At 66.1% G+C, this 18,299-nt stretch carries 15 protein-coding genes; 4 read left to right on the top strand and 11 right to left on the bottom strand.

The window, feature by feature from the left end; all coding sequences use genetic code 11:
* Positions 1 to 24 precede the first annotated feature (24 nt).
* Genes LDB29_RS17475 through LDB29_RS17445 form a run of 7 tightly spaced genes read right to left on the bottom strand, consistent with a single transcriptional unit; the run spans position 25 to position 7,303 of the window.
* The gene (locus LDB29_RS17475; RefSeq protein WP_257555040.1) at positions 25 to 1,041 is read right to left on the bottom strand and encodes an NADP-dependent oxidoreductase; all 1,017 of its coding nucleotides are present in this window, start codon (positions 1,039 to 1,041) and stop codon (positions 25 to 27) included.
* Positions 1,038 to 3,107 carry a 3-hydroxyacyl-CoA dehydrogenase NAD-binding domain-containing protein gene (locus LDB29_RS17470; RefSeq protein ID WP_257555038.1) on the bottom strand — a complete coding sequence of 690 codons (2,070 nt, stop codon included), beginning with the start codon at positions 3,105 to 3,107 and terminating at the stop codon, positions 1,038 to 1,040. The genes LDB29_RS17475 and LDB29_RS17470 overlap by 4 nt, the downstream gene beginning before the upstream one ends.
* A gap of 1 nt (position 3,108) precedes the next feature.
* The gene (locus LDB29_RS17465; protein ID WP_257555036.1) at positions 3,109 to 4,650 is read right to left on the bottom strand and encodes a class I adenylate-forming enzyme family protein; all 1,542 of its coding nucleotides are present in this window, start codon (positions 4,648 to 4,650) and stop codon (positions 3,109 to 3,111) included.
* A complete protein-coding gene (locus LDB29_RS17460; RefSeq protein ID WP_222886003.1) occupies positions 4,628 to 5,422 on the bottom strand; it encodes an SDR family NAD(P)-dependent oxidoreductase in 795 nt (264 codons plus the stop codon). Before LDB29_RS17460 ends, LDB29_RS17465 begins: the two co-directional genes overlap by 23 nt.
* A complete protein-coding gene (locus LDB29_RS17455; protein WP_137710081.1) occupies positions 5,415 to 5,753 on the bottom strand; it encodes an EthD family reductase in 339 nt (112 codons plus the stop codon). Before LDB29_RS17455 ends, LDB29_RS17460 begins: the two co-directional genes overlap by 8 nt.
* Positions 5,754 to 5,756: 3 nt before the next feature.
* Entirely contained in the window at positions 5,757 to 6,554 is a 798-nt protein-coding gene (locus LDB29_RS17450; protein ID WP_013039003.1) for an enoyl-CoA hydratase/isomerase family protein, read from the bottom strand.
* Between the two features lie 41 nt (positions 6,555 to 6,595).
* Positions 6,596 to 7,303 (bottom strand): carboxymuconolactone decarboxylase family protein, encoded by a 708-nt coding sequence (locus LDB29_RS17445; RefSeq protein WP_257555031.1) that lies wholly within the window; start codon positions 7,301 to 7,303, stop codon positions 6,596 to 6,598.
* Positions 7,304 to 7,485: 182 nt separating this feature from the next.
* On the opposite strand from LDB29_RS17445, the gene LDB29_RS17440 reads away from it, so the two are divergent.
* From LDB29_RS17440 to LDB29_RS17425, 4 genes are all read left to right on the top strand, one after another.
* Positions 7,486 to 8,724: an acyl-CoA dehydrogenase family protein gene (locus tag LDB29_RS17440; RefSeq protein WP_257555029.1), complete on the top strand. Its 1,239-nt coding sequence runs from the start codon at positions 7,486 to 7,488 to the stop codon at positions 8,722 to 8,724.
* The gene (locus LDB29_RS17435) at positions 8,721 to 9,803 is read left to right on the top strand and encodes a phosphotransferase family protein (protein WP_257555027.1); all 1,083 of its coding nucleotides are present in this window, start codon (positions 8,721 to 8,723) and stop codon (positions 9,801 to 9,803) included. The genes LDB29_RS17440 and LDB29_RS17435 overlap by 4 nt, the downstream gene beginning before the upstream one ends.
* Positions 9,804 to 9,872: 69 nt before the next feature.
* Complete coding sequence (locus tag LDB29_RS17430) at positions 9,873 to 12,758, top strand: TonB-dependent siderophore receptor (protein WP_257555025.1); 2,886 nt, start codon at positions 9,873 to 9,875, stop codon at positions 12,756 to 12,758.
* 103 nt (positions 12,759 to 12,861) lie between these two features.
* Positions 12,862 to 14,160, top strand: coding sequence for an MFS transporter (locus tag LDB29_RS17425; protein WP_257555023.1), 1,299 nt, complete (start codon positions 12,862 to 12,864; stop codon positions 14,158 to 14,160).
* A 3-nt stretch (positions 14,161 to 14,163) separates the two neighbouring features.
* Here the strand turns inward: LDB29_RS17425 and LDB29_RS17420 are convergent, their stop codons facing one another.
* Genes LDB29_RS17420 through LDB29_RS17405 form a run of 4 tightly spaced genes read right to left on the bottom strand, consistent with a single transcriptional unit; the run spans position 14,164 to position 18,296 of the window.
* Entirely contained in the window at positions 14,164 to 14,910 is a 747-nt protein-coding gene (locus tag LDB29_RS17420; RefSeq protein ID WP_137710077.1) for an SDR family oxidoreductase, read from the bottom strand.
* An 11-nt stretch (positions 14,911 to 14,921) separates the two neighbouring features.
* Positions 14,922 to 15,920 (bottom strand): acyl-CoA dehydrogenase family protein, encoded by a 999-nt coding sequence (locus LDB29_RS17415; RefSeq protein WP_137710076.1) that lies wholly within the window; start codon positions 15,918 to 15,920, stop codon positions 14,922 to 14,924.
* Between the two features lie 3 nt (positions 15,921 to 15,923).
* The gene (locus LDB29_RS17410; RefSeq protein WP_257555018.1) at positions 15,924 to 17,099 is read right to left on the bottom strand and encodes an acetyl-CoA C-acetyltransferase; all 1,176 of its coding nucleotides are present in this window, start codon (positions 17,097 to 17,099) and stop codon (positions 15,924 to 15,926) included.
* A gap of 18 nt (positions 17,100 to 17,117) precedes the next feature.
* On the bottom strand, positions 17,118 to 18,296 hold the full coding sequence (locus LDB29_RS17405; RefSeq protein WP_257555017.1) for an acyl-CoA dehydrogenase family protein: 1,179 nt from the start codon (positions 18,294 to 18,296) through the stop codon (positions 17,118 to 17,120).
* Between the last annotated feature and the right edge of the window lie 3 nt (positions 18,297 to 18,299).

The raw sequence follows: 18,299 nt of genomic DNA, 5'->3' as shown, positions 1-18,299 counted from the left end.
CCATGTCTCTCGCGAAACGAAGATTTAGATCCGGACGATCAGCGTTCCGGCGTTGCGCCCGTTGAAAATGTCGACAAAGGCGTCGGGTATGCGCTCGAACCCGTCGCGCACATCATAGCGATTGCGCAGCCGCCCTTCAGCTTCCCACTGTCGTATCGATGCGATCGCGGACGCATAATCGTCGGCATAGTCCCCGACGACAAATCCCTGCATCCGGATCCGTCCATAGACCAGCTTCATCATATCCCGGGGACCGGCGGCGGGGCCATTCGAATCATAGGCGGCCAACTGTCCGCAAAGCACGATGCGGCCATGGGGCGCCATCCGGTCGACGGCGGCCTGCAATATGTCGCCGCCCACATTGTCGAAAAAGATGTTGATGCCGTCGGGACTGGCCTCCTTCAAAGCCGCAGGAAGGTCGGCCGAGCGATAGTCGATCGCCACATCCGCACCGCCTTCTTCCTTCAGCCAACGACATTTGTCGGGACCGCCCGCCACCGCAATGACCCGGCAGCCAGCGATGCGGGCCATCTGGCACACCATCGCACCGACCGATCCCGCCGCACCGGACACGAGTACGGTCATGCCGGGTTTCGGCTCCCCCACCGCGAAGAGGCCGAAATAGGCGGTCAGGCTGTTGGGCGAGTACAGCGTCATGGCGTCGACCCGATCGATGCCGGTCTCTATGGTGGTGACGGGCACGGCCGCCTTATCCGGCTGCAGAACAGCATAGTCCTGCCAGGGCGCCACAGCCGTAGCCCATTGCCCGGGTTCAAACCGTGCATGACGAGACGCCAATATTTCGACCGCCGCCATGCCCCGGACAGGGTCGCCGATGCCGATCGCGCCGCGATAGCTGCGTTCAGGCGGGTTCAACCAGTTGCGGATCGTCGGCGCGCAGGAGATGATCCGCGTGCGGACGAGAATGTCGCCCTCCTGCAGCGCGGGCGCATCGAACGGCTCCTCCCGATAGGCGAAGTCGCTGGTGCGCACCGCGCCTTCGGGCCTGTGCGCAAGCACCCAGGAGCGGTTGAGGGTCACGACCCGTCGCCGAACCGCCGTCCCGTCTCTGCCAGCCGCACGAGCAGCGGCGCGGGGCGGAAGGTTTCGCCATGCACCGCCTCCAGCCGGCGCATGCCCGCCACGATCCCGTCCAACCCGACCTGATCGGCCCAGAACAGCGGTCCGCCGCGATAGACTGGCCAGTTATAGCCCAGCACGGCGGCTATATCGATGTCGGAGGCGCGCAGCGCGATGCCTTCTTCCAGGATCTTCGCCCCTTCGTTGACGACCGGATAGAGCAGCCGCGCAAGCAGCGCCTCGTCGCCCGATGTGGGCGCATGGGCGACGCCTCGCGCTGCGGCCACCTCGCTTATCAGGCTGCCAGTCACGTCCGACGGACGCGAGCGCCGCTTCTCATCATAGTCATAATAACCCGCGCCGCGCTTCTGGCCCAGCCGTCCGGCGGCGACAAGATCGCCCATCACGGTGCGTTCCGTCGCGTTCCGGCCGATGACGTCCAGGCCCACCAGATCCATCATCTGGAAATGGCCCATGGCAAAGCCGTAGCCGACAAGCACGCGGTCGATCTCCGCGATCGGCGTGCCTTCCAGCATCATCGCTTCGGCCTGCGCGCCACGCGGAGCCAGCAGCCGGTTGGCGATGAAGCCGTCGCACACGCCGCTCAGCACCGCCACCTTGCCGATCCGCTTGGCCAGCCGCATCGCCGTGGCGACGACCGGTTTCGCCGTCTCCGCCCCTCGCACCACCTCCAGCAGGCGCATGACGTTGGCCGGCGAGAAGAAGTGGAGGCCGATGACCCATTCGGGCCGGCTGCTCGCCGCCGCGATGCGATCAAGGTCGAGGAAAGAGGTATTGGACGCCAGGATCGCCCCCTCTCTGGCGATCCGGTCAAGCCGGGCGAAAATGTCCGTCTTGACGTCCATGCTCTCGTAGACGGCTTCGATGATGAGATCGGCGTCGGCAAGCGCGGCGAGGTCGAGGCTGGGCGAAATCAGGCCCATGCGCTGCTCCACCTGCGCCGCCGTCATCCTTCCCTTGGCGGCCGTAGCCTCATAGTTGCGGCGGATGGTGGCGATGCCGCGATCCAACGCCTCCTGGCTCGTCTCCACCAGCGTAACGGAGATACCGGCATTCAGGAAGTTCATCGTGATGCCGCCGCCCATCGTGCCCGCGCCGATGACGCCCACCGATCGGATGTCGATCGCGGATATGTCGGGGCCGATGTCGGGAACGCGGGCCGCCTCCCGCTCCGCGAAGAAGACATGGCGCTGGGCGGCGGACTCCGGGCTGGCGACCAGTCGCTCGAACAGGGCGGTTTCCTTTGCCAGCCCCTCATCGAATGGAAGGGTCACTGCTGCCTCGACAGCCTCGATGATGGCGGCGGGCGCGACGAACCCCTTGAACCGGCGTGCGTTTGCGGCGGCAAAGGCGGTGAACAGCTCCGGGCGATCCCGGTCGCGCTGGAGCGCGTCGGCCCGATCGCATATTCGCGGCTTCGCACCGCCATCGGCCACGATGCGGCGCGCGAAGGCCAGCGCCTCGTCCTGCAAGGCCGCATCATCGACCACGGCGTCGACCAGCCCGAGCGAAAGGGCTTCGGCAGCCTTGATCTGCCGCCCGGACGTGATGATTTCGAGCGCCGCCTCCGCACCGACGATCCGGGGCAGGCGCTGGGTGCCGCCCGCGCCGGGAAGCAGGCCCAGATGCACCTCCGGCAGGCCGACCTTCGCGCTCCGCGCCGCCACCCGATAGTGGCAGGAGAGCGCCAGTTCGAACCCGCCCCCAAGCGCCGTGCCATGAATGGCGGCGATGACGGGCTTGGGCGCGTCGTCCAGCATGGCGCAAAGGTCGGGCAAGGACGGCGGCTGCCAGGGCTGACCGAATTCGGTGATGTCCGCGCCGGCGATGAAGGTCCGTCCGGCGCAGAGCAACAGGATGGCGCCAACCGCCCCATCGCTGAACGCCTGCTCCAGTTTGACCTGCAATCCCTGACGGAGGGACGCCGAGAGCGCGTTGACCGGCGGATTGTCGAGCGTGATCAGGGCGACGCCGTCGGTGACGACGCTGGTTGCGGTCTGCTTCATGTCATGCGTCCTGTCTGGTGGGCGGCGCCGCGCGCCTGCGGGCGACCTCCTCCACGGCGATGGCGGCCATCGCCTTCTTGTCGAGCTTGCCGGTGGCGGTGACGGCCATCGCTTCGACCAGCACCAGATGCTCTGGCCATTTCTTGCGGGACAGGCCCTGCTGGGAGAGGTGGTCGAGCAGGGCGGACAGGTCGATGCTCCCATCGTCCGTGCGCAGCCGGCAGACGGCGCAGGCCTGTTCGCCCAGCTTGCGTTCGGGCACCGCGACGACCGCCACCTCCGCGACGGCGGGATGGCGCAGCAGGGCTGCCTCCACCTCGGCCGGGTCGATGTTGAATCCGCCGCGAATGATCTGGTCCTTGATGCGGCCGACCACGCGCACGAAGCCGTCCTGATCGCGGACGATCTCGTCGCCGGTCAGGTAGAAGCCGTCGGGCGTCATGCGCTCCTGCCCCGCCCCCATGCCCTGCGCATAGCCTAGGAACAGCGACGGGCCGCGCACGCCTGCCTGCCCCCGGCTGCCGCGCGGCAGGGGACGCAGATCGGCGTCGAACGCCTCCTCCTGCGTGCCGGGAAAGGGGATGCCGTCGAACAGCTGACGACGCTCCAGCGAATGGGACGGATGGGTGGAGGCATGGCCCATGCATTCGGACATGCCGAACATGCGCAGCGCCTTGAGGCCGAGCAGCCGGTCGGCGTCCTCGATCAGTTCCGGCGTCATCGCGCTGCCGCCCACCGCCATGGCGCGAAGCGGCAGGCGGCCGGTCCATTCGCCAAGCCGCGCCGCCTCCACCATCGTGAAAAGATGCGTCGGCACCGCGATCGCCCAGCCGCATCCATAGCGTTCGGCCCGCCGCAGCGCTTCGGCCGGCACCCAAGGGTCGACCAGCACCAGCGGATGCCCCAATGACAGCGCGAAATGCGCCGTGAAGGTGAAGCCGGGCGCACTGTCGAGTGGGACGATGCCCAGGATCGCGTCATCCGGTTGCAGACCCGCAATGGCCGCGCAGGCGCGGGTCGCATAGTTCAGGGCTTCGGGGCCATGCATCACCCCCTTGGGCACGCCAGTGCTGCCGGAGGTGAAGCCGATGAGCGCGGTATCGCGATCGCGCGGATCGACCGACCGTTCGCCGGCGGCTGCGGCCACCTCGGGCAGGGCGCTGTCGGCGCCGCTCACCTTGGCGGCATGGCCGAGCAAGGATTCGAGCGAGGCAAGGTCGCCCGCTCCGAGCTTTGGCGATACGGGGCAGAAGGTCGCCTGCAGCGATGATATGGCAAGCGCCGTCGCGATCGTCGCAGGGCTTTTATGCGCCGTGACGAGGACGCGGTCGCCCGGCTCGACCCCTACCGCCTTCAGCAGAGCCGCGATCTCCACCGCCTGCCCTCGCAGCTCTTCCCGGCTCCACAGGCGATCATCGCAATCCGCCAGGGCAAGCGCGTCCGGTTCGGCGTCGGCAAGGCGGGCGAATTGCGGCCAGAGCCGCTCGGCGTCCCATTCGAACGCCGGATGGCTTTGCTCTTCAGGCAAGGGATTGCCCTCCATCGACCAGGAAGGTCTGACCGGTGATGAAACTGCCTGCGTCCGACGCCAGCAGGGCGAGCGTGCCTGCCACTTCGTCCGGGCGGCCGAAGCGGCGCATCAATATGCCCGCCCGCGTCTTTTCCTGAATGGCGGGATCGAGCGTCTCTGTCATCCCGGTCTCGATCGAGCCGGGCGCGATGGCGTTGACGCGGATATTGTGCCCGGCCCATTGGGCGGCGAGATCGCTGGTCAGGTGAACGATCGCCGCCTTGCTGGTGGTATAGGGAACGACCTGCCCGGCGTCCGGCTGATAGGACAGGAATGCGCCTACCGACGCGATATTGACGATGGCGCCGCCGCCCGCCGCGATCATGTGGCGCGCGGCGTGGCGGCAGGCGAGGAAGGTGCCGGTCACATTGACGTCCATCACCTTTTGCCAGCCCTTGAGCGGGATGTCCTGCGGCAGACCCCACCAGGAGGCGCCTGCATTGTTGATGAGGATGTCGAGCCCGCCCAGCCGGTCGACCGTTCCCGCGACCGCCGCCTCCACCGACGCCTCGTCGGCGATGTTGCAGGAAAGGCCGACAGCCGGAACCCGGAACCGCTCGGCTATGCCGGCGGCCAGATCGGCGCAGTCGGCCTCCGTGCGGGACGCAAGGGCGACGGCGCAACCGAGGTCCGCCAGCGTTGCGGCCATGGCCTCGGCCAGCGCGCCGCGTCCGCCGGTGATGAGCGCGCGCCTGCCGTCCAGACGGAATTGCGCAGCGGTGAAACCGGGTTTCCAGTCAGCCATGATCGTCTCCGGCAAGCAGATCGACCTCATCGGTGATGAGGATGATGCGGCGACCGCCCATGCCCTTTGTCTGGGCGGTCGCCGCCTTCCATTCGGGCGAGGCGAAGGCGGCGTCGAGCGCCGCCTGATCGGCGAAGGTCAGCACGGCGTGGCCGTCCCAGCCCGGCGCTTCCGGATTATCATAATCCTTCGTCACCGCGCCGTGCCGATAGGCGAGAAGGCCCGGCAGCACCCTGGCGGCGTCGGCATGCGGCCCGCGCCACCAGCTGGTGAACTGCTCGTGCGTCCAGTCCTGCGGCCGGCTGGCCAGGACGACCATGCTGACCGCCATGGCTTACTTGCCCGTCCAGACCGGCTGGCGCTTTTCGAGGAAGGCCGCGACGCCTTCCTTCGCATCGGCGGAGTGATGCACCACGTTGCAGGTCATCGTCTCCAGCGTGATGAGAGAGTTGGTGTCGGCGTCCATGCCGCGATTGACCGCCATCTTGGTCATCCACATGCAGAAGGGGCTCTTGTCGATCAGCGGCGCGCAGAAATCCTGGATCAACTGCTCCAACTGGTCGCTGGGCGCCGAGGCGTTGCACAGGCCCCATTCGACGCATTCCTTGCCGGACAAGAGCTTGCCGGTCAGCATCAGTTCCTTCGACTTGCGCATGCCGATATAGCGCGGCAGGCGATAGATCGGGCCGGCGCCGCCGAAAAGTGCGCGGCGGATGTGGAAGTCGCCGATCTTGGCGTCGTCGGCGGCAATGCCGAAATCGCAGGAGATGAAGAGTTCGAACCCGCCGGCGACGGCATAGCCCTCGACGCAGGCGATGGTCGGCTTTTTCATGTTGTAGATCTTGTCATAGGTGCGCGCCGAGTCGATTGCGAGCTGAAGCGAGGTGCTGGTCTCGTGCAGCACCGGACCCACCAGTTGCCCGAGATCCGCACCGGCGCAGAAGGTGTGGCCGCGACCGCGGAACACGACGGCCAGCACCGAATCGTCCTCGGCCGCCTTGTCCACCGCCACCTCAAGGTCGCGCAGAAGCTGGGGGCTCACGCAATTCTTCACATGGGGACGGTTGAGCCAGATCGTGCAGATGCCGTTATCGGCCACTTCATATTGGATGACGTCCTTTTCCGGTTCCATGTAACTCTCTCCTTGGCAAAGATGTGAAAAGATCGGTCGTTTCAGCGTGCGATGCCGCCTTCTTCGGGCGGGGCAAGCATGCCGCCCACCGCCATCCAGGCGGCGATCCCCGCCGATGGAACGGCGCAGAGCACCGCTTCGGCAATTTCCTCGTCGCTCGCGCCGGCATTGCGCGCGCCGCGCACATGGGTCGCCGCCATGGGGCTGTATCCCGCCGCCAATATGGCGAGCAGAAGCAGTTCGCCATATTTGGGCGAGAGCGGGTTGGCGTCGATGCTGCCTCGCCGCATGAGATAATAGGCGTCAGCGGCCTGGGGCACGAGGCGCATCAATGCGCCGAGCGGCGCGGGGACGCTCCCCGCCCAATAGGCCCGGAAATTGGCCTCCGCCTCTCCCTCCGCCGCCATGGGCAGGGGTTGCGGCTCCGGCGCCTGGGCGTCGCCAAAACTGCCCTCGATGATCTGCGCGAAATCGAGCGCCGCCGCCTCGCCGCGAAGGCTGGACAGCACGATAAGGCCTGCGGTCGCCTCCCTGGCGGTCAGGCCAAGCTTCACGCCGCGTTCCAGTTCCCGGCGCGCAAGGGGCAGATGGCAGCGATCGACGGCAGCCACCGCCGCGAACAGCGCTTTCAGGCGAGCCGGCACCGCGCCGTCCGACTCGATCACGGATCGGAAAATATCATATCCTGCAAGCGTGTACGGCGCATAGCCCCGCAACAGGGCGACATCCATGATTGGGCTATTAGTCATCGCTTGCTCTCCTGCGGTCCAGATGATCGACCGACTGGTCGGGCGTCAACCAAAAATTTTTTCCCTGACCAGTTTGACAGCCGACCAGTCGGTCGACTACTTACCACTCGACCGATCGGTCGGGTGAGTATTAGAACGGAAGCAGGCCGGCTCGAATCCGGCGGCGTAATTGGAGCGGATGCGTGGATTTCGAACAGTCGGCCAAATCCAGGGAATGGATGGAGCGCGTAAGGGCGTTCATGGAGGAGCACATCGTTCCTGCCGTTCCGGTCTATCACCAACAGTCCGCCGCGATCGATCGCTGGACCGAAATCCCGCCCGTGTTCGACGAACTCAAGGACAAGGCGCGGGAGGCGGGGCTGTGGAACATCTTCATGCCGCCATCTGAGCATGACGATGAATTTTTCACCAGCGTGGGCCTCACCAATGTCGAATATGCGCCGATCGCCGAACTGATGGGCCGAATTTCCTTCGCCAGCGAGGTGTTCAACTGCATGGCGCCGGACACCGGCAATTTCGAGGTGCTGCATCGCTATGGCACGGCCGAGCAGAAGCAGCGCTTCATGGTGCCGCTGCGCGACGGCAAGACCCGGTCCGCCTTCCTGATGACCGAACCGGCCGTCGCTTCATCCGACGCGCGGAACATCCAGACCGACATTCGCCGCGACGGAAGCGACTATGTCATCAACGGCCGGAAATGGTGGTCGTCGGGAGCGGGCCATCCGCGCTGCGACTTCTTCATCGTCATGGGCAAGACCGACCCGGATGCCGCGCCCTACCGGCAGCAATCGATGATCCTGGTGCCGCGCGACACGCCGGGCGTGACGCTTGTGCGGCACCTCCCCGTCTTCGGTTACGATCATGCGCCGCACGGCCATTTCGAGGTGGCGCTGGAGAATGTGCGCGTGCCGGCGGAGAATATGCTGCTGGGCGAAGGCTGCGGCTTCGAGATCGCGCAGGGCCGCCTTGGTCCCGGGCGCATCCACCACACGATGCGCAACATCGCGACGATGGAAGTCGCGCTGGAAAAGATGTGCCGGCGCCTCCTTTCGCGACGGGCCTTCGGCAAGGTCATAGCCGAACATTCGGTCTGGGAGGAACGGATCGCCCGCGCCCGTTGCGAGATCGAGATGGCGCGCCTGCTGTGCCTGAAGGCCGCGCATATGATGGACACGGTCGGCAACAAGGCCGCCCGCGCCGAAATCGCGATGATCAAGATCGCCGCGCCGAAAATGGCGCAGCAGATCGTCGACGACGCGATCCAGGCGCATGGCGGCGGCGGCGTCAGCGACGATTTCGGCCTGGCGGAGCTTTGGGCGAACACCCGCATCGTGCGGCTGACCGATGGGCCCGACGAGGTTCATGAACGCCAGCTCGCCCGGATGGAACTCGCCAAATATGCGGAAGGCGCAGCGTCGTGAGCGCCGCGCAGCCTGCCGCGACGATCGGCTCGACGGTCGATGTCGCCGTCAACAGTGCGTTCGACGAAGCCCGACTTGCCGCTTATCTGGCGGGCCGGATCGCGGATTTTTCCGGACCCATGCGCGTCCAGCGGTTCGAGGGCGGACAGTCCAACCCGACCTTCCTCCTGTCGACGCAGGACCAAAGCTATGTCCTGCGGCGCAAGCCGGCGGGCGTTTTGCTGAAATCCGCCCATGCGGTGGATCGCGAATATCGCATCACCATGGCCCTGTACGAAGCCGGCCTGCCCGTCGCCGAACCGCTGCTGCTTTGCGAGGACGAGGATGTCATCGGCAGCATCTTCTATGTGATGCGCTACGTTCCGGGACGCAGCTTCTGGGACCCGCTTATGCCGGGCCTAGACCGTGCGGAGCGCGCCGCGATCTATGACTCCGCCAATGAAACGCTTGCCCGCCTGCATCTGGTCGACTTCGCGGCGCTCGGGCTCTCCGACTATGGCAAGCCGGGCAATTATTTCGCGCGGCAGATTTCCCGCTGGTCGCGGCAATATGATGCGTCGCGCACCGGTGACATCCCGGAGATGGACCGGCTGATAGACTGGCTGCCCGGCGCGATCCCGCCCACGGAAGAGCGCACCACGATCATCCATGGCGACTATTCCTTCCACAACCTGCTGGTCCATCCGACCGAGCCGCGCGTATCCGCCGTCATAGACTGGGAGTTGTCGACCCTGGGCGATCCGCTCGGCGACCTCACCTACCATATGATGGAGTGGTTCAGGCCGGAGGGCGTGGACGTGCGCGGAACCCTGCGCGGCGCCGATCTTGCCGCGCTCGGCATTCCCACGGCCGAAGATTATGCCCGCCGCTATTGCGAGCGGACCGGCCTTCGCGGCGATCCGACGCATCCCTTCTACCGCGCCTTCAACCTGTTCCGGGTGGCCGCCATTCTGCAGGGCATCGCCGGCCGGGCGCGCGACGGCGTGCAGACCGCAAGCAATGCCGCCGACATCGTCACACGGATCGAACCACTCGCCAAGGCCGCCTGGCTGGCGGCGCGGGAGGCCGGCGCAGTCTGATCTTCTGACAGGATGAAACGAGATTTCAGGGCGAAAGACAAAATGGCCCTAATCAGAGGGAGAGAGATGATGACAAGGTTCAAGATTGGCCGATTGGCGCTCCTTTCGGGATGCGCGTTTGCCGGGATCATCGTGCCGGCCCATGCGCAAACGGCGGCGACGGCGACGACCGAACCGCAGTCGGCGGAGGATGCCGCCGCGCCTTCCACGCGAGACATCATCGTTACCGGAACGCGCGTCGTGCGCGACGGCTACAACCAGCCGACGCCCGTCACCGTCGCGCCCACCACGGAGCTCGAGAAGGCGACCCCCACCAACCTTGCCGATGCGATCAACAAGCTGCCGCAATTCGCCAACTCGGTCAGCCCGCAGTCGAACAGCCAGTTGCAGGGCAATAGCGGCGAGCATGGCAATCTGCTCAACCTGCGCGGCGTCGGACCGACGCGGGCGCTGATCCTGCTCGACGGCATCCGCGTGCCGCCCACGACATTCCGCGGCGCGGTGGACGTCAACACGATTCCGCAACTGCTGATCCAGCGCGTCGACGTCGTGACCGGCGGCGCATCGGCGGTCTACGGCTCCGACGCTGTCAGCGGCGCGGTCAACTTCGTCCTCGACAAGAAGTTCGAGGGGGTGAAGGGCGTCGCGCAGCGCGGCGTATCGACCCGCGGCGACCTCGGCAACTATCGCATCGGCATTGCGGGGGGCCTCAGCTTTGCGGGCGATCGCGGCCATATCCTCGCCTCGGTCGAGCGTTTTCACAGCGATGGCATCAAGCGCAGCGCGCGCATCTATGGTGACGACGCCTATGCGGCCGTGGGTTCGGTCCCCGGGTCGACCGCCGCACCGGGCCGCGAGGCAAACCCGTTCATCTTCCTGCCGAACCTGCGTTTCACGACCAACGACTATAATAACGGCATCATCCTGACGAGCACCGTGCCCTCGCTCACCAATAATATCTTCCTGCCGGGCGGCGCGGTGCGGCCCATCCAGCGCGGCACAGCCACTGGTACGCCGGGCACCAATGTGGGCGGCGACGGCCTTTATATTCCCGGCTTCAACCAGTTGATCGCGCCGCTGACGACGACACAGGGCTTTGGCCGCCTGGCCTACGACCTGACGGACGGGCTGACGGCGCATGTCCAGGGCAGCTACTCGCGCAGCGTCACCAGCTACGATACGCAGGCCCAGTCCGTACTCGGCTTCCGCTTCTTCAGCGGCAACCCCTTCCTGAACCCGGCGGTCCAGGCGCAAATGGGGCCGAATGACAGCTTCACCGTCTTCCGCTTCATCGGCGAGCAGGGGCCGATCCCGACGCGGGAGGCGACCAATGCCTATCTCATCAACGGCGGCCTTGAATGGAACCTTGGCGGATGGAACGTCACCGCCGACTACACCCATGGCAAGTCCGTCACCAAATTCGCCCAGACGCAGGTCGAGATTCCCAAGCTGGCAGCGGCGCTGGACGCGGTTCGCGGTCCGAACAATTCGATCGTCTGCCGCGTCACGCTGACCAATCCCGGCCTCTATCCGGGGTGCACGCCGCTCAATGTCTTCGGCGCGGGAACGCCCACGACCGCCGATCTGCAAACCGTCCTTGGCGTATCCCGTTACCGCGCCATGAACACGACCGACGACTTCGTCCTGTCGGCGCGCGGGGATCTTTTCGAGCTTCCGGCAGGCCCGGTCACGGTCGCCATCGGCGGGCAATATCGCAAGCAGAAGCTGGACCTGACGTCCAATTCCGATCCCGCGGTGCCTGTGGACTTCACCGGGCTGCGGGGCATTCCGGCCAATCGCATGACCCGCTTCAACAACACCAATGTCGGCTCGGCCTTCGGCAAGCTGAACGTGAAGGAAGTGTTTGCCGAAGCGCAGGTTCCGGTATTCAAGGGCCAACCCTTCGCCGAGGAGCTGAGCCTCAACGGCGCTTTCCGCCTGACCGACTACAGCACCAGCGGAAGCGTCAAGACCTGGAAGGTCGGCGCGGTCTACAAGCCGATCCAGGACGTGATGTTCCGCGTCACGCGCTCGCGCGATATTCGCGCGCCCTCGCTGTTCGAACTGTTCGCGGGCGTTCAGACTGCGCCGGTGAACTTCAACGACCCTCACACCGGCCAGCCGGGTTCGATCCGTCAATTCAGCGGCGGCAACCCCGACCTCGATCCCGAAACCGGCGACACGTTCGCGGCGGGCGTGGTCCTCAGCCCCAGTTTCCTGCCCGGCTTCGACGTTTCGGTCGATTATTACGACCTCAAGATCAAGGGCGCCATCGCCACGCAAGGGCTGAACGATGTCGTCAACGAGTGCGAAACGTCGAACGGCACGTCGCCGACCTGCGACCTTATCGAAAGGCCGCTGCCGTTCAGCGACCGGTCGGCCGCCAACTATCCGATTTCGGTGAGCCTCATCACGCAGAATATCAGCTTCCTGCGCACCAGCGGCCTCGACATCACCATGTCGTACCGGACCAAGCTGGGCGATGGCGAACTCACCCTGCGCGCCTTCGCCAACTATCTGGACCGGTACAAGACGCAGACCAATTCCATCGCGCCGGTGATCGATTATGCCGGCCATGGCGTCAACAGCCAGACCGGCTATGCCTATCCCAAGTTCAGGGGCACGCTCAGCGCCAATTACACCAATGGGGGCCTCACCCTGTTCGTGCAGGAATCTATGATCGGCAAGGTGACCATCGGCAACCTCAAGAACGATCCGACGTCCTTTTATGCGGTCCCGGCGATCAAGCCGGTCTTCTACACCGACGCCACGGCATCCTATAAGTTCGACGTGCGCGGGGAGCCGGAACTGTTCGTGACGGCCACGAACCTGTTCGACCGCAAGCCGCCGCTGGTCGCCGCAGCCGCCGCGCCGGGCCTTCTCTATCCGACCCTGTTCACGCTCTACAACGTCGCCGGGCGCACGCTCACGGCGGGGGTCCGTTTCAAGTTCTGATGGATTGCCGAACGGACTGCCCGCAAGGGAAGTTCGATAGTCCGGGGAGGCTCGCCCAAAGCGGGCCTCCCTTCAATCCCGGAGCCATTCAAGAGGTAAACGCATGAACAGCCCTCTCATCGGACTCACCGCTCCGCCGACGACCTCCGCCGCCGGGTTGCGCCGTACGATGCTGGTCATGCTGGGCCTGGTTTCGATGTTCAACTATATCGATCGCACGGTCCTGTCGGTGCTTCAGGAACCGATCAAGCGCGAACTGGGGCTAAGCGACGGCCAGCTCGGACTGCTGACCGGCCTTGCCTTCGCGCTGTTCTACGCGACGCTGTCCCTTCCGATCGCGCGTCTGGCGGATCGCTTCAATCGTCGCAACATCATCGCCGCCTCGCTCGCCACCTGGAGCGGCATGACGGCGCTTTCGGGCCTCGCGACCGGCTTTGGTTCCCTGGTAGCCTTCCGCATCGGCGTCGCGCTGGGAGAAGCGGGTTCCGTGCCGGCTTCCCATTCCATCATCGCCGATTACTATCCGCCCGAAAAGCGGGTGACGGCGCTTGCCCTGTGGGGACTGGCGCTCCCGGCCGGGATCATGCTCGGCTATGCGTCGGGCGGCTGGATCGCCTCGGCGCTGGGATGGCGTCTTGCCTTCGGGGTGATCGGCGTCGCGGGGCTGGCGCTGGCGCCGCTCGTCCTGCTGCTCGTGCGGGAGCCTGCGCGGACGGGATCAGGCCCTTCGATCCCAACGGAAAAAGCGCCGCCCCTCGGTGAAGCCATGCGCTTCCTGTGGCGGTTGCGGACCTATCGTTACATGCTGATCGGCACGACCCTTCACGCCTTCGCCCAATATGCGATGATGAGCTGGTCCGCCCCCTTCTACATGCGCGTCCACCACATGCCGCTTGCCGACGTCGCCTCCTGGCTGGCGCTGATGAACGGGCTGGGCGGCGGCATCGGCATCTATCTGGGCGGCCGCCTGTCGGACGCGGCGGGATCGCGCGATCCGGCGGGCCGCGTCTGGGTGAGCGCCGCCGCGATGCTTCTGATGGTGCCCGCCGCGCTGGTCCAGTTCCTGATTCCTTCGCTGACCGCGTCGCTGGCGTTCGGCTTCCTGGCGACCATGCTGATGTTCTTCTATTACGGTCCGATCATAGGCGTCCCACAGTCCGTCGTTCCGCCGCGCATCCGGGCACTTACGTCGGCCGTGACCCTGCTGGTCTTCAACCTGTTCGGGCTCGGTCTGGGGCCGGCGGTGACGGGGTTCCTCAGCGATTATCTGGCGGCGGCGGATGGGATGCACGACACATCGCTGCGTTACGCGCTTTCGGCTGTGGTGCTGTTCTCGCTCGCGGGCGCCGGCAGCATCGCCTGGGCATCCCGCTTCTACGCGGACGATCTCAAACGGCAGTGAGTCTCACGCCACCGTCCGGCCATTGTCGATCACGATTTCCGTCCCGTTCAGCCGGACGGACTCGTCCGACACCAGGAACAGGACCAGGTCGGCGACATGCTCCGGCTGCCCCTCATGCCTTTGGGCGGCTTCGCGCAATTCGGGCGCGGCGAAGCGATAGGCTTCGCGAACCATCTGCGTATCGTGCGAGCCGGGGAGAACCACATTGGCGCGAACGGGATAGCCCTGCTGCTGGCAATGCACGATCAGGCTGCGCGTCATGGAGAGTACGGCGCCCTTGGCCGCGCTATAGGCGAACACCGCCGGATTGCCCCGGATCGCGGCCACGGACGCGATGTTGACGATCGATCCCGCCCCGCTGGCCGCCAGCGCCGGCAGGCAGGTCTTGCATCCCAGAAACGTCCCTTCCGCCGAAACGGCCATCACGCGGCGGAATGCCTCCAGCGACGACTGCTCGACCGTTTCGAAGGCGGCAATGCCCGCATTGTTGACCAGCGCATCGAGCCGGCCATGCGCCCGCATGATCTTTGTCAACGCGGCCTGCCATTGCGCTTCGCTGGTCACGTCCAGGCGAAGCGCCATCGCTGCCGGAAGCGTCTCGACGACCCGTTGCGCCTCCTCCTCGTCAACATCGGCGACGACCACCCGCGCGCCCTCGCGCGCCAGCGCTTCGGCGTCGGCCTTGCCCAGCCCTTGCGCCGCGCCGGTCACGAGGACGACCTTCCCCTCAACCCTGCCCTTCTTCGCCATGGCCGATCCTTTCAGGCCGCCAGGGCGGCACGGGCGGCGGTTCCACCGCCATGGAGGCGCGACAGCAGCAGCACGCGCCGCAGCCCGCGCCCGACCACAAGTTCATCGGTCACACCCATGCCGCCATGCAACTGCACCGCCTCCTCCGCGAGCTTCAAGGCAGCGTCGCCAATATAGGCCCTTGCTGCCGTCACGGCCCGGACCCGTTCTTCCTCCTCGACCAGGGCCGATTTCAAAAGCAAAGATCGGGATTGCTCCAGCCAGGTGTACATCCGGGCGCAGCGATGCTGCACGACCTGAAAGCTCGCGATCGGCTTGCCGAACTGGTGGCGCTGCCCGACATAATCGACGGTCAGGTCAAGCAAGGTCGCCATCGCGCCGACCAGTTCGGCGACGATCGACAGGCCGGCCAGGGCTTGAGCCTCTGCCCACGCGCTCCCCGGAATCGTGAGCGGCACGGCATGCACCGCATCGAATCGCACATGGGCTGCCATGCTGCCGTCGACCAGACGAACCGGCATCCTGCGGAGGCCGCTGTCCTGCCCATCGACCAACAGAAGCGCGCCCGCTTCCGTCTCCACGACAAAGGCGTCGGCATCCATGCCGTCCCGGACGATGCCCGCCGATCCGCAGAGCCTGCCGTCCGCCATCGTACCTCCCGGCGCAAATGCGAGCAGAGCCTCCCCTTGCATCAGCCTGTCGCCCCAGCGCCGGGCCACAGTATCACCAGCGATTGCCCGGCCGCAGAGCAGAACGGCTTCGGTCAGTGGCGTGATCGCAAGGGCGCGCCCCATCTCTTCGGAGACGATCATCACCTCCACCGCGCCGCCACCCAGGCCGCCTGCCTGCTCCGGCGTCAGCAGGGCGAAAAGACCGAGTTCCCCCAATGCGCGCCAGTCGTCGGGAGACATCGGCCCTTTCGCCATGGTCGCCGCGTCATAGCGGTCCGCCAGAAAGCGGCGGACCATGTCGCGGACCATCACCTGCTCATCGCTGAGCGCGAGGTTCATGGCTCAGAGCACCTCAATGATCGAGGCGTTGGCGATGCCGCCGCCCTCGCACATGGTCTGAAGGCCGTAGCGCTGGCCCCGCGCCTTGAGCGCATGGATGAGCGTCGCCATCAGCTTCGTGCCGGTCGCGCCGAGCGGATGGCCAAGCGCAATCGCGCCCCCGTTGACGTTCAACCTCGCCGGGTCCGCGTCGAGCGCCTTCATCCATGCCATGGGGATCGACGCGAAGGCTTCGTTCACTTCGAACAGGTCGATGTCCTTCATCGACATGCCGGCCCGATCGAGAACCCGCCGCGTCGCCGGGATCGGCTCTTCCAGCATGATGACCGGATCGCCCGCCGTGACCGCCAGGTTGACGATGCGGGCGATGGGCGTCAGGCCATGCGCCCTGACGGCCGCTTCGGAAGCAACGAGTACGCCGCTCGCGCCGTCGCAGATCTGGCTTGCGGTCGCCGCGGACAGCGTGCCGCCCTCGCTCAGCAGCTTGACCGAACCGATCGACTCCATCGACGCATCGGCGCGGACCCCTTCGTCGCGGTCGTGGATGGCCTGCTCCCCTTCCGCCGTGACGATGGGCACCGGCACGATCTCCCTGTCAAAGGCGCCCGCATCCATGGCCGCCGCCGCCTTCCGGTGGCTGGCGAGCGCGAACCGGTCATGATCGTCGCGGGTGAAGCCATATTTGTCGGCGATCATCTGCGCGCCCTGAAACTGGCTGAACATCTCCACGCCATAACGCTTCTGGATCGCCTCGGAGAAAGGATTGGCGCCGATGCCGCCCGCTTTCGCCAATGTGATGGGGGAACCCATCGGCACGCGCGTCATGCTTTCGACGCCCCCTGCGATCACGATGTCCTGAAGGCCCGACATGACCGCCTGCGCCGCGAAATGCACCGCCTGCTGGGACGAGCCGCACTGCCGGTCGATCGTCACCGCCGGCACGCTGTCGGGCAGGCTGGAGGCGAGCACGATGTTGCGGCCGAAGGCGAAGGTCTGCTCGCCCACCTGGCTGACGCAACCGATGATCACATCGTCGATCGCGGCCGGATCGACACCTGCGTCGGCGACCAGCGCATCCAGCACCAGAGCACCGAGATCGGCGGGGTGCCACCCGGCAAGCCGGCCATTGCGGCGGCCACCGGCGGTGCGGCGTGCGGAAACGATATAGGCTTCAGGCATGATGCATCCTTCTTGTGTCTAGAGGCCGAGGGCGGCCTTCGCGATCAGGGTGAGCTGGATTTCGCTGGTGCCGCCGAAGATCGACCAGGCGCGGGCGTTGAGGTAGCGGGCAGCCGCGACCTGCGCTTGCGCCGAACCGACCGGAGCGGGCATGTCGTCGCCGTAGAAGGGACGCTCGACCGGCAGTTGAAGACCGGCGAGGCCGAAGACGTCCACCGCCAGCGCCTCAACGCCCTGCCGGATTTCGGACGCCAGCAGCTTGGTGGTTAGGCTGCGCGGGTCGGGCGCGGCGCCATGCTCGATCTCGATCAGCGTCCGAAGCTCTGTCATCTCCAGCGCTTCCGCCTCCAGTTGGAGCCGGATGGCGCGATCCGCCAATTCGCCGGTCAGCGGGCCCGCCGATGTCCGCAACCGGGCAAGATCAGCCAGAAGCGCCGGGGCGAAGCTGGACCCGCCCCGCTCATTCTCCAGCAGGAACTTGGCGATCGACCAGCCTTGCCCTTCGTCGCCGACGCGCTCCGAGACCGGCACCCGTACTTCATCGAGGAAGACCTCGTTCAGTTCGTGATCGCCCGATGCGCTGAGGATCGGCTTCACCGTCACGCCGGGCAGCGTCATGTCGATCAGCAGGAAGCTGATGCCCTGCTGCGGCTTCACATGCGGGTCGGTCCGGACCAGGGCGAACAGCCGGTTCGCATATTGCGCCTGCGTGGTCCAGATCTTGTGGCCCGACACGACATAATGATCGCCATCGCGCACGGCGCGGGTGCGCAGGCTTGCAAGGTCGGAGCCGGAGCCGGGTTCCGAAAACCCCTGCGCCCATATATGCTCGCCCGTGCGCAGGCGCGGGAGATAATGATCCTTCTGCGCCGGGGTGCCATAGGTGTACAGCACCGGCCCCACCAGCTTCAGGCCCATGCCGGGAAGGACAGGAGCGCCTGCCTCCGCACATTCCTTCTCGAAAATCCAGCGCTGGACCGGCGTCCATCCGGGTCCGCCCGCATGGTCCGGCCAGTGATAGACGAGCCATCTCTTCGCTTCCAATATCGCCTGCCATTCGCGTGCGATGTCGGGTTCAGCGAAGACGCCGGATGTCAGCGCGGCCCCGCGCCGAAGCGCGGGCGAAAGCGACGCGGCGAGGAAAGCGCGCACCTCCTCGCGGAACGCATGCTGTTCTGGGCCAAGCGCCAGGTCCATGGC

Origin of the sequence: Sphingobium sp. CFD-2, from assembly GCF_024611135.1 — a bacterium.
GTDB classification, from domain to species: Bacteria; Pseudomonadota; Alphaproteobacteria; order Sphingomonadales; family Sphingomonadaceae; genus Sphingobium; species Sphingobium fuliginis.
Note: the sequence above shows the minus strand (reverse complement) of the source record. Positions and strands in the feature narration are given on the sequence as shown.